The sequence below is a fragment of the Lutibacter oceani genome (genome assembly GCF_003384935.1).
Lineage (GTDB): Bacteria > Bacteroidota > Bacteroidia > Flavobacteriales > Flavobacteriaceae > Lutibacter > Lutibacter oceani.
Map to the genome: position 1 here is coordinate 1 of NZ_QTTQ01000009.1, position 12,273 is coordinate 12,273.

The window sequence follows — 12,273 nt, forward strand, 5'->3', positions numbered from 1 at the left end:
TTTTTCACCAACACCTTTCCTTATTAGCGGATGCAAATGTAATACCTTTTTTACCCCTTTAACAAACTTTTTTGTGCCTTTTTTTTAATTATTTTTTGAGACTAAAATCAATTGACTGAATTATAACTCTTTATACAACTAAAAAAATGACTTTGAAGTTACTTTCTCTAAAAAGGACGACTAATATAAAGTATATTCATCAAATTTGCAATAGCTAATTAATCTTTTTTTGAAGATTTTAATTGTGGTTTTGGCACATCAATTATACTTGACCCTAATTCTATATAGTCAAAATTTAATTTTGAAGGCTGTTCAACTAATGAACCATCAACAAAAGAACGCTGTAAAATATCTTCAATAAGATAGTCTAATTTATTTTCAACAGGGTTGTATTCATCTTTTAAAGACAGTTTAAACAAGCTTGCAGTTGTGTTATACCAAAAAGCTTTCCACCCACTTCTAAAATCTTTAACCAAATTAAATGCAGTTTCACCAGTTTGCCTATGTATTAGTTTAATTAGTATTTCACCTTCGGTACGTGTTAATTTTTTAAGTTGATCCGTAAATTCACCTTCTAAATATTTCTGTATTCTTTTTGTATAAATCTTTTTTTGCCTTTTGGTTTTAATACCAACTAACCTTTCATTCAAAACTTCAATCCTTTCTGCTGCCAATTTTGCATATGGATATGCTTTTAATGTTTTTTTTCTATACCAATAATACACCCTTTTATCATAATCTGATTGAAATTTCAATTTTTTTAATAATAAAACTTCATCAAGATGAATTAATAAGGTGTCTCCTTCAAAAATTATATATTGTTCTGATAATGGAATAGAATCAACAGGCCTTTCTCCTTGTGAAAAAAGAAAGGTGCTACTACATATTATATATAAGATTAAAATATTTTTAAGATTTTTTTTCATAAATGTATTTTCATTCAATCAAAAATAATTCCAAAATTACAACTTTCAAATGTACTTTTTAGTATCCAAAACTTAAAATGATTATTTTATTTATTAGCTTAAACAACATTTTAGTATCTTCGTTTCTTAAAGAAAAATTAAAATGAGTAAAAATATATTGAATAAAAAATCGATTTCTTTTTTAGAAAAATATTTAAACAACGCATCTCCAACTGGCTACGAAAGTGAAGGCCAAAAAATATGGATGGATTATTTGAAACCTTATGTTGACACCTTTATAACGGATAGCTATGGAACTGCTGTTGGTGTAATTAATCCTGACGCAAAATTTAAAGTGGTAATTGAAGGACATGCAGATGAAATATCATGGTATGTTAATTACATAACTCCCGAAGGTTTAATATATGTAATTAGAAATGGTGGTAGTGACCATCAAATTGCACCTTCAAAAATTGTTAACATTCATACTGATAAAGGTATTGTAAAAGGTGTTTTTGGGTGGCCAGCTATTCATACACGATTAAGAGATAAAGAAGAAGTTCCTAAATTAGATAACATTTTTATAGATGTTGGTTGTAAAAAGAAAGAAGAAGTTGAAAAACTAGGTGTACATGTTGGTTGTGTTATTACTTATCCCGACACTTTCTTCATTTTAAATAAAAACAACTTTGTTTGCAGAGCTTTGGATAATAGAATGGGTGGATTTATGATTGCCGAAGTTGCACGTTTATTGAAAGAGAATAAGAAAGAATTACCTTTTGGTTTATACATTACAAATTCAGTTCAGGAAGAAATTGGGTTGCGTGGAGCAGAAATGATTACTCAAACTATTAAGCCTAATATAGCAATAGTTACAGATGTTTGTCATGATACCACTACTCCAATGATTGACAAAAAGAAAGAAGGTGAAACTATTTCTGGTGATGGCCCGGTAATAAGTTATGCTCCAGCTGTACAAAATAATTTGAGAGATTTAATAGTAAAAACTGCTAAAGAAAATAAAATTCCATTTCAGCGTTTAGCTTCTTCAAGAGCTACTGGAACAGATACAGATGCATTTGCCTATAGTAATGGTGGTGTACCTTCAGCATTAATTTCTTTAGCGTTAAGATATATGCATACTACAGTAGAAATGGTACATAAAAATGATGTTGAAAATGTAATACGTTTAATTTATGAAACATTACTTGATATAAAAGAAGGAGAAACTTTTAGCTATTTTAAATAATATAACAGAGAATGCTGTCTTTTTTGGTATGGATGAATATATTGATTTACTAAATGAAAACGGTAAAAAAACTGGGCAAACCTGTTTAAAGTCTGAAGCGCATAAAAAAGGGTTATTTCATGCTAGTGTTCATATTTGGATTTTTGACAAGCATAAAAATGTATTGATTCAAAAAAGAGCAACAAATAAAGACACGTTTCCAAACTTATGGGATGTTTCTGTTGCTGGGCATATTTCTGCTGGTGAAAAACCAATAATTTCAGCTATAAGGGAAATTCAAGAAGAAGTAGGAATTATTATTTCTGAACATGATTTAGCGTTTATTGGCACTTCAAAAAAGAAAGTAAAACACCATGCTAATTTAATTGATTATGAATTACACAATATATATATGTGTAAAACTAATTTTAAAATTACTTCCTTAAAAATTCAACACGAAGAAGTTTCAGAATTAAAATTAATTCATATTGATAAATTAATTAAAGAAATTAATACTGAAAACAATCATTTTGTTCCACACGGAAATGACTATTATAACTTTGTTTTAAATAAAATTAAACAACACAACTGCTGATAAAATATTAATATGAAGAATACAATTGCAGAAAGAATTCTTGATTTTTTAAAAGGTTACCCTCCATTTAATCTTATTCCAAAAATAACTTTATTAGAAATTGCAAAAAATGTTGAAATTCATTATTTTGAAAAAGACCAAATAATATTTAGCCAAAATGACAATCCGCATGAACATTTTTATATGGTATATGAAGGAGCTGTTAGACTGTATAGATTTGCAGAAGATAAAAAACATGTATTAGATATTTGTGATGAAGGTGATTTATTTGGTTTAAGACCCTTAATAATGAAAGAAAATTATTTAATGGGTGCTGCTGCAAATGAAGAAACTATACTTTATAGTATACCAATTAATATTTTTAATGATATTATTTTAAATTTCCCAAAAGTAAGTCAGTTTTTAATTGCCAGTTTTGCAACAAATACAAGAGATCCTTTTTCGGAAAAACACAAAGGAAAATTATTTGCAAATATTGAAGCAATAAAAAAAGTAGAAAATAATTTTATAGAAGCTCAATCAGCTAAATATACTCGTAACCCCATAACTTGCCCTCCAAGTATTTCTGTTCAGGAAGCTGCAATAATAATGACAAAAAATGTAATCAATTCAATTGTAGTTACTAAAAATAAAATTCCTATTGGGATAATTACTGACAAGGATATGAGAACAAAAATTGGTACAGGTCTTTTTAAAATTACGGATAAAGCAGCATCAATTATGACACAACCTGTAATTACTTTTCCAGAAAACATTACAGTTGCAGAAGCTCAAATTGCCCGTTTAAAACATAAAGTTTCCCATTTATGTATTACAAAAGATGGTACAAATACTTCAGAATTAGTTGGTATTTTATCTGAACATGATTTAAATTTAATTCAAGGTAATAACCCTTTATTACTAATTAAGGAAATAAAATTAGCAAAGGATGCAGAAACCTTAAAATATATAAGATCAAAAGCTGCTGAATTAACAAAAGGGTATATCGAGCAAGAAATACCTATTTATTTTGTAACTAAAGTTATTTCAGAAATAAATACGGCTATTACTAAAAGAGCCATCGAATTATCTATTAAAGAAATTGGCAGAAAACCACCAGTTGCATATTCTTGGTTTGCGGTAGGAAGCCAAGGCAGAAAAGAACAATTATTGATGACAGATCAAGACAATGCATTGGTTTTTGAAAATGTTGAAGAAGAACAATATGAATCGGTGAAATCTTATTTTTTAAACCTTGCAACCAAAGTAACTGAAAAATTAAACATTGTTGGTTTTGATTATTGTCCTGCAAATATTATGGCTAGCAATCCAAAATGGTGCTCATCAATTGATGAATGGAAACAACAATTTAAAGAATGGATTAAAGATCCTATTCCTGAAAAAATTTTATTAAGCATTATCTTTTTTGATTTTGAGCTCATTTATGGCAACCAGGAATTATATGATGAAATGGCAAAAAGTGTTTTAAAATATATCCGAAAAAATCAAATATTTTTAAGCTTTTTAGGGAAAGTAACTTTAGATAATCCTCCTCCTTTAGGCTTTTTTAAACAGTTTTTGGTTGAACAAGATGGTGAAAATAAAGATAATTTTGATATTAAATCTAGAGCCATTAGACCTTTAGTTGATGCCGCCAGAATTTTTTCGTTATACCATGGACTTCAAATTAATAATACAATTGCCCGCTATGAGAAATTAATGGAAGTTGAGCCTCAAAACAAAGACTTATTTGAATCTTGTTCAAATTCATTTAAAATTTTATTACAATTTAGAACATCACAGGGGTTAACAAATAATGATACAGGTAGATATGTTGATATTAACAACCTCAGCAAAGCCGATAGGTTAAAACTAAAAAGTTGCTTTAACCCTATTAAAAATGTACAAGAAGCTCTAAAACTTAGATTTAAAACTTCTCAAATAAGCTAATTATGTTTCGTCTTTTTAAAAGAAAATCCTATCCTGAATTTTGGAAACAACATATTGAAAAAGTTTCAAAAAGTAAAAATTATACAAACTACGAAACAATACGATTTGTGGCATTAGATACTGAAACTACAGGATTTGATTATGATAATGACAGAATACTTTGCATTGGAGCCATAGCAATTAAAAACAACAAAATTAAGGTAAATGATTCATTTGAAGTATATATAAAACAAGATGTTTTTAATAAAGAAACAGTAAAAATACATGGTATCAGGAGAAATGGAAATGAAGTTAAAGTAAGTGAAGAAGAAGCCCTCATAAAATTTATTGAATATTTAGATGATGCTATTATAATTGCACATCATACAAAATTTGATATTACAATGATTAATGAAGCTTTAAAACGTATAAATGTTGGTCCATTAAGATCTAAACAACTCGACACCAATTTTATTCATAAAAAAATTGCAACAGAAAATCAATTTAAAAAGTTATTCAGTTTAGATGAACTCTGTAAAATTTACAATGTAAAAATGCACGACAGACATACAGCTTCGGGTGATGCGTTAATAACTGCGTATTTGTTTTTAAAATTAACTACTAAATATAAAAAAAATAACGCCTTAAATTTAACAGAATTAATTAGAACAAATTACTATTTATCATCCTAAAACAGCTTTTAAAAGTAAATAATATTTTGTATTTTTAGAGTTTATCCTAGTTTAATTTTCTATGAAAAACACTATTGCAGAACGCATATTTGATTTTTTAAAAGACTTCCCTCCTTTTGATGTTTTAAATAAAGAACAACTTTTTAAAATCTCTTCAAACGTAAAAGTAATTTACATTGAAAATGAGTCGTTTGTTTTTAAACAAACTGAGGCACCTCACGAAAGCTTTTATGTAGTTAAGGACGGTGCAATTGGTTTGTACAGAACTATGGAAAACGATCAGATTTTAGTTGATATTTGTGATGAAGGTGATATTTTTGGGTTACGCCCTTTAGTGCAAAATGATAATTATTTAATGAGTGCAAAAGCAACTGAAGAATCAATTTTATATGCTATTTCTGTTGAAATATTAAAAGAAATTATACAAACAAATGACAAAGTAAATAAATTTTTAATTGCAAGTTTTTCAACAAATATTAAAACTCCATACGCGCAACAAAACTATGGACAACTTTTTGCAAATGAAGAAATAATACAAGCAAACAACACAGGTTTATCAGACATACAAACAGCTCAATACAGTAAAAACCCTATAAGTTGTTCAAAAACTACAACTATTAAAGAAGCTGCCATAATAATGAGTACAAAACGAGTAGGTTCTATTTTAATTGTTGAAAATAAAAATCCAATTGGTATAATTACAGATAAAGATTTAAGATTAAAAATTGCAACTGGCTTAATTTCAATCTCTGAAAAAGTTTCTGAAATAATGTCATCACCAGTAATTACTTTTCCAGAAAAAATAACTATTGCAGAAGCACAAATTGCAATGATAAAGCATAAAATTACACATTTATGCATTACAAAAGATGGCACTCCAAACTCCGAGTTAATTGGGCTACTTTCTGAACATGATATTGTGGTTTTACATGGCAATAATCCATCCGTTTTAATTAAAGAATTAAAACGTGCAAAAAATGTAAATACATTAAAATATATACGGGAAAAAACATCAAATTTATTAACCGGATATATTGATCAAAAAATACCAATTGTGTTTATTTCGAATATTATATCCGAAATAACCAATGCAATAACAATAAAAGCAATTGAACTATCAATTGAAGAAATGGAAACTCAACCACCTGTAAAATTTGGCTGGTTAGCATTGGGAAGCCAAGGTAGAAAAGAGCAACTACTAATAACCGATCAAGATAATGCCTTGGTTTTTGAAGATGTACCTAAAGAAAAATATGAAGAAACTAAAACTTACTTCTTAAAATTATCAAAAATAATAACCGAAAAATTAAATGCTGTAGGTTATGAATATTGCCCTGCAGATATGATGGCGAGCAACCCAAAATGGTGTTTATCATTATCTGAATGGAAAAATCAATTTAACACCTGGGTTACAAAGCCAACAGAAAAAGCCATTATGATGTGTACCATATTTTTTGACTATAATTTAGTTTATGGAGATGCTAAATTAGTAGATAAAATGTCTGAAAGCATTTTTAAATCAATAAATTCATTTGAAATATTTTTAAATTTTTTAGGCAGAAATGCTTTAATAAACCCTCCGCCACTTGGTTTTTTTAGACAATTTTTAGTTGAAAATAATGGAGAACATAAAGATCAGTTTGATATAAAAAGCAGGGCATTAATGCCAATAATTGATGCTGCCCGATTAATTTCATTATCGCATAATTTAAAAGGAGAAAACAATACTATATCAAGATTTCAGAAAATAATTCAGGTTGAACCTCAGAACAAAGATTTATACTTGTCTTGTATTGACGCTTTTAAAATTGTGCTTCGTTTTAGAACCGAACAGGGAATAAAAAACAATGATTCTGGCAGGTATATAGATTTAAATACATTAACAAAATCTGAAAAATTAAGGCTTAAAGGATGTTTTAAACCCATAAAAGATATTCAGGATATGTTAAATATTCGATATAATTTATCTCAAATGATGTAATGCTCAATTTTTTTAAACATAAAAAATACCCTAATTTTTGGAAAGAATATTTAAAAACATTCAAAACCAAACAATCTAAAAATATTAATACCACCCGATTTATTGTTTTTGATACTGAAACTACTGGCTTAGACCTTGTAAAAGACAGAATTCTTTCTATAGGAGCAATTATTGTTATTGATAATACTCTAGATGTTTCTGATAGTTTTGAATTATACCTAAAACAAGATGAATTTAATGCAGTAACAGTTGAAATTCACGGAATTTTAAAAGTTGGTAAACTCATAAAATATAATGAAAATGAAGCCTTAGAAAAATTTATAAATTATATTGGAAACTCCGTTTTAGTTGCTCATCATACAGCTTTTGACATAGAAATGATAAATGCAGCACTTAAAAGGATGAATTTACCTAAACTAAAAAATAAAAGTATTGATACAGGTATTTTATATAAAAAACTAGAAAACAAAAAGGATAATCATTTTAATTTAGACGTATTATGTAAAGAATTTAACATCCCCAAACACGACAGACATACAGCTTCTGGTGATGCTTATATTACAGCACTATTATTTCTTAAAATAATTTCGAAATTAAAAAAGGAACGAACTGTTCATTATTCGGATTTGTTTAGAAATCAAAATAGTAAAGGGTTGTTATAAAAAAAGGTTGTCAAAAAACTTAACTTTTTAAACAACCTTTTTACTAAAAACAAAAATTATTCTACTTAACCAATGATCCTTCCATTATAGCTGCAACCACATCTGGATTTAATAATGTTGAAATATCTCCTAAATTTGAAGTTTCATTTTCAGCTATTTTTCTTAAAATTCTTCTCATTATTTTACCAGAACGTGTTTTTGGTAATCCTGGAACGAACTGAATTTTATCTAATTTAGCAATTGGCCCAATAGTACGTGCAATTAATTCATTAATTTCATTTCTTAATAAATCTTCATTTGCTGGTTTTTCATAAACAATAACATAGGCATATAGCGCATTTCCTTTAATATTATGAGGATAACCCACAATAGCGGATTCTACAACATTATTATGCTCGTTTATAATATTTTCAATTGGAGCCGTTCCTAAATTATGACCTGAAACAATTACAACATCATCTACCCTACCCGTAATTCTATAGTTCCCTTCCAAATCTCTAAACGAGCCATCTCCTGTAAAATATTTGTCTTTAAAAGCCGAAAAATAGGTTTCTTTATACCTTTTATGATCTCCATAAATAGTTCTTGCCATAGATGGCCAAGGATATTTAATACACAATCTACCTTCTGCTGGATTAGTATTTAACTCCTCACCTTTTTCATCTACTAAACAAGGCTGAATTCCCGGTAATGGTCGGGTAGCAAAAGTTGGTTTTGTAGGTGTAACTCCACCTAAAGGAGAAATCATAATACCACCTGTTTCTGTTTGCCACCAGGTATCAACAATTGGAGATTTTTGTTTTCCAATTTTTTCATCATACCAGTGCCAGGCTTCTTCATTAATAGGTTCTCCAACGGTACCCAACACTTTAATAGAACTTAAATCGTGTTTTTCAATTAATTCATTTGGTTGAGCAGCCAATGCTCTAATTGCAGTTGGCGCAGTATAAAACTGGTTTACTTTATACTTTTCAACAATTTGCCAAAAACGTCCATAATCCGGATATGAAGGAATTCCTTCAAACATTAGTGTAGTTGCTCCAGCAGCTAAAGGACCATAAACAATATATGAATGTCCCGTAATCCAACCAATATCTGCAGTACAGAAATAAACATCGCCATGTTGATATTGGAACACATTTTTAAAACTATATGCCGTATGAATCATATAACCTGCGCAGGTATGTACCATACCTTTTGGTTTTCCAGTAGAACCTGAAGTATATAATATAAATAGCATATCTTCAGCATCCATTTCCACTGCCGGACAATTTGCATTTACTTTTGCTAATTCTTCGTGCCACCAAACATCACGTCCGGCTTTCATTGTAACTTCAGAATTTATTCTATTTAATACTATTGAAGTTTCTATTGTTGGTGTAGATTCTAATGCTTCATCTGCAATGGCCTTTAAATCCACTGCTTTTTTACCTCTATAAACCCCATCTGTTGTTAATAGTACTTTACATGCTGCATCGTTTATTCTTGTTGAAAGTGCAACTGATGAAAATCCTGCAAATACAACTGAATGTACAGCACCAATTCTTGCACAAGCCAAAACGGCAATTGCTAATTCTGGTACCATTGGCATATACACACAAACCCTATCTCCTTTTACTACATTGTTATTTTTTAGCACATTTGCAAACTTGCTAACTTCTGCATGTAATTCGTTATAGGTTAAAACTCTATTTGCTTCGTTTGGATCATTTGGTTCCCAAATAATTGCTGCATCATTTCCTCGTTTTTCTAAATGGCGATCTAAACAGTTTTCAGTAATATTTAATTTAGCACCTTTAAACCATTCGAATTTCGGAGTTTCCCAATCGTACTCAACAACAGTATCCCATTTTTTACGCCATGTAAAAGTTTCCGCAATTTGAGCCCAAAAACCTTCAGGGTCATTAACACTATGCTGGTATGATTTATAATATTTTATAAATGAATTAATTTGTAAATCATCTAATGTTTCTTTTTCTTCCTCAGTTGCGTGTTCATAAACTCCAATTTTATTTAATTTTAATTCATGAATTATTTCAGAAATAATTTCAGGGTCATCTATTGTTGATGGGATTGTATACTCAACACCATCAGCTATATTTCTTAATAACTTTCTAAGAATTTTCCCTGAACGTGTTTTTGGTAATCTTTTAACAATCAACACTTTTCGTAATGAAGCTACTGGCCCAATTACATTTCTCACTTCTTGAACAATGTTATATTCCAATTCAAAATTTGAAACATAATCACCAGATTTAAGAACAACTAAAGCTAATGGCACTTGCCCTTTTAACTGATTTTCAATTCCAAAAACAGCACATTCAGCAACCGAGGGATTTGATGCAACAATTTCTTCCATTTCAGCTGTTGATAGTCTATGCCCCGCAACATTAATAACATCATCAACACGACCAGTTATAAAAACGTAACCATCTTCATCTTTATAACCTCCATCTCCTGAAAAATAATATCCAGGAAACTTTTTTAAATAACCTTCCTTAAAACGTTCCGTATTTTCCCAAATATCTAACAAATTACCCGGAGGCATTGGCAATTTAACTGCCACAAATCCTTCTTCATTCGGACCAACTTGTTCTCCTTCTCCATTTAAAATTTGAATATCATAACCACTTACTGGTTTTGTTGCTGAACCAGGTTTTACCGGTAATGCTTCAATACCCATCATATTAGATAACATTGGCCAGCCAGATTCAGTTTGCCACCAATGGTCAACTACAGGTATTTGTAATTTATCTTCTAACCATTTTAAAGTAGCCACATCACATCGTTCACCAGCTAAAAATTGATATTTCAAACAACTTAAATCGTATTGTTTCATCAATTTACCTTCAGGATCTTCTTTTTTAATTGCTCTAATTGCTGTTGGAGCAGTAAACATAACTTTTACATTATTTTCACTTATAATTCTCCAAAATGTACTTGCATCTGGGGTTTTAATTGGTTTTCCTTCAAAAATTATAGTAGTATTTCTATTTAATAAGGGTCCGTAAACAATATAACTATGCCCTACAACCCAACCAACATCGGATGCTGCCCAATACACATCGCCTTCTTCTACTCCATAAATATTTTTCATTGAATATTTTAATGCGGTTGCATAACCTCCACTGTCTCTTAAGATACCTTTTGGTTTTCCTGTAGTGCCTGAAGTATATAAAATATACAAAGGATCTGTTGATGCAACTTCTACACACTCAGCTGGTTTCGATTTTTCAACCAACTCTCTATACCCTACAAAACGGTGAGTTTTGTTCATTAATGCACCTAATCTTCTTTGAAATACAACTACTTTATCTGGTTTGTGAGTTGCTTTTTCTATAGCCTCATCAACCAAAGGTTTGTATGCAATTAGCCTATCAACCTCAATCCCTGAAGTTGCAGTTATTATTACTTTTGGTTTGCAGTCATCTATTCTAATCGCCAATTCATGTGGTGCAAAACCGCCAAAAACTACCGAGTGTATTGCTCCAATTCTTGCACAAGCCAGCATACTAAACGCTGCATGTGGAATCATTGGCATATAAATAATTACTGTATCTCCTTTTTTAACACCTAAATCACGTAACCCACCAGCTAAACGTTCAACTTCACTTTTAACTTCATTATAACTGTATTTAATTTTACGCTGAGTTACCGGTGAATCATAAATTATTGCTGTTTGATCTCCATATCCGTCTTCAATATGCTTATCAAGTGCTAAATAACATACGTTTAACTTTCCGTCAGCAAACCAACGATCAAACCCATTTTTATCTTTTGATAAAATAGTAGTTGGTTTTTTAAACCATTTTATATTACTGGCTTGTTCTTTCCAAAATTTTTCAGGATTTTCAATACTGCTATTATAATGTTTTTGGTAACTCATATTATATATTTTTAGTTGTTATTTAACCCAAACTATGTTTGAATTTAATTTTTTTATTTTAACAATTCTAATACTTCTTTAACTAGCTTTTTGGTTGAAAATGGTTTTGAAATATACTTATCTGCACCCAACTGCAACCCCAATTCTATATCAGAAATTTTATTCTTTGCTGATAGAAATATTACTTTAATTTCATTCAATTCTTCATTTGATTTTAAATATTTCAGAACTTGATACCCATCAACATTAGGCATCATTATATCCAATAAAATAATATCTGGCAATTTAGCATCTGCTATCTCAATTGCTTCAGCTCCATCTCTGGCTATAAAAACCTTAAAGTTTTCTTTTTTAAAAATGTATTCTAATGACATTACTATATTAGGCTCGTCATCTACTATTAAAATCTTTTTCAT

The 12,273-nt window shown here is 29.5% G+C and carries 9 protein-coding genes; 6 read left to right on the top strand and 3 right to left on the bottom strand.

What is annotated here, in order from left to right; translation table 11 throughout:
* Positions 1–218 precede the first annotated feature (218 nt).
* Positions 219–926 carry a DUF4294 domain-containing protein gene (locus BX611_RS00070; protein WP_115877461.1) on the bottom strand — a complete coding sequence of 236 codons (708 nt, stop codon included), beginning with the start codon at positions 924–926 and terminating at the stop codon, positions 219–221.
* Between the two features lie 142 nt (positions 927–1,068).
* On the opposite strand from BX611_RS00070, the gene BX611_RS00075 reads away from it, so the two are divergent.
* The 6 genes from BX611_RS00075 to BX611_RS00100 all read left to right on the top strand — a co-directional run bounded on the left by BX611_RS00075 (position 1,069) and on the right by BX611_RS00100 (position 7,971).
* Complete coding sequence (locus tag BX611_RS00075) at positions 1,069–2,154, top strand: M42 family metallopeptidase (RefSeq protein ID WP_115877462.1); 1,086 nt, start codon at positions 1,069–1,071, stop codon at positions 2,152–2,154.
* Between the two features lie 28 nt (positions 2,155–2,182).
* On the top strand, positions 2,183–2,728 hold the full coding sequence (locus BX611_RS00080) for an NUDIX hydrolase (protein WP_115877463.1): 546 nt from the start codon (positions 2,183–2,185) through the stop codon (positions 2,726–2,728).
* Positions 2,729–2,740: 12 nt separating this feature from the next.
* Positions 2,741–4,657, top strand: coding sequence for a DUF294 nucleotidyltransferase-like domain-containing protein (locus tag BX611_RS00085; protein ID WP_115877464.1), 1,917 nt, complete (start codon positions 2,741–2,743; stop codon positions 4,655–4,657).
* 2 nt (positions 4,658–4,659) lie between these two features.
* The gene (locus BX611_RS00090) at positions 4,660–5,328 is read left to right on the top strand and encodes a 3'-5' exonuclease (protein ID WP_115877465.1); all 669 of its coding nucleotides are present in this window, start codon (positions 4,660–4,662) and stop codon (positions 5,326–5,328) included.
* Positions 5,329–5,389: 61 nt separating this feature from the next.
* Positions 5,390–7,309: a DUF294 nucleotidyltransferase-like domain-containing protein gene (locus BX611_RS00095; protein ID WP_115877466.1), complete on the top strand. Its 1,920-nt coding sequence runs from the start codon at positions 5,390–5,392 to the stop codon at positions 7,307–7,309.
* A complete protein-coding gene (locus BX611_RS00100; protein WP_115877467.1) occupies positions 7,309–7,971 on the top strand; it encodes a 3'-5' exonuclease in 663 nt (220 codons plus the stop codon). The genes BX611_RS00095 and BX611_RS00100 overlap by 1 nt, the downstream gene beginning before the upstream one ends.
* 61 nt (positions 7,972–8,032) lie before the next feature.
* Here BX611_RS00100 and acs read toward each other — a convergent pair whose 3' ends face one another.
* Entirely contained in the window at positions 8,033–11,857 is a 3,825-nt protein-coding gene (gene acs, locus BX611_RS00105; RefSeq protein ID WP_115877468.1) for an acetate--CoA ligase, read from the bottom strand.
* A 53-nt stretch (positions 11,858–11,910) separates the two neighbouring features.
* Complete coding sequence (locus tag BX611_RS00110) at positions 11,911–12,273, bottom strand: response regulator transcription factor (protein WP_115877469.1); 363 nt, start codon at positions 12,271–12,273, stop codon at positions 11,911–11,913.

Excerpts from the sequence above, each read along its gene's own strand:
- BX611_RS00070 (WP_115877461.1), bottom strand. The coding sequence starts at position 926 with ATGAAAAAAAATCTTAAAAATATTTTAATCTTATATATAATATGTAGT.
- BX611_RS00075 (WP_115877462.1), top strand. The coding sequence starts at position 1,069 with ATGAGTAAAAATATATTGAATAAAAAATCGATTTCTTTTTTAGAAAAA.
- BX611_RS00080 (WP_115877463.1), top strand. The coding sequence starts at position 2,183 with ATGGATGAATATATTGATTTACTAAATGAAAACGGTAAAAAAACTGGG.
- BX611_RS00085 (WP_115877464.1), top strand. The coding sequence starts at position 2,741 with ATGAAGAATACAATTGCAGAAAGAATTCTTGATTTTTTAAAAGGTTAC.
- BX611_RS00090 (WP_115877465.1), top strand. The coding sequence starts at position 4,660 with ATGTTTCGTCTTTTTAAAAGAAAATCCTATCCTGAATTTTGGAAACAA.
- BX611_RS00095 (WP_115877466.1), top strand. The coding sequence starts at position 5,390 with ATGAAAAACACTATTGCAGAACGCATATTTGATTTTTTAAAAGACTTC.
- BX611_RS00100 (WP_115877467.1), top strand. The coding sequence starts at position 7,309 with ATGCTCAATTTTTTTAAACATAAAAAATACCCTAATTTTTGGAAAGAA.
- acs (WP_115877468.1), bottom strand. The coding sequence starts at position 11,857 with ATGAGTTACCAAAAACATTATAATAGCAGTATTGAAAATCCTGAAAAA.
- BX611_RS00110 (WP_115877469.1), bottom strand. The coding sequence starts at position 12,273 with ATGAAAAAGATTTTAATAGTAGATGACGAGCCTAATATAGTAATGTCA.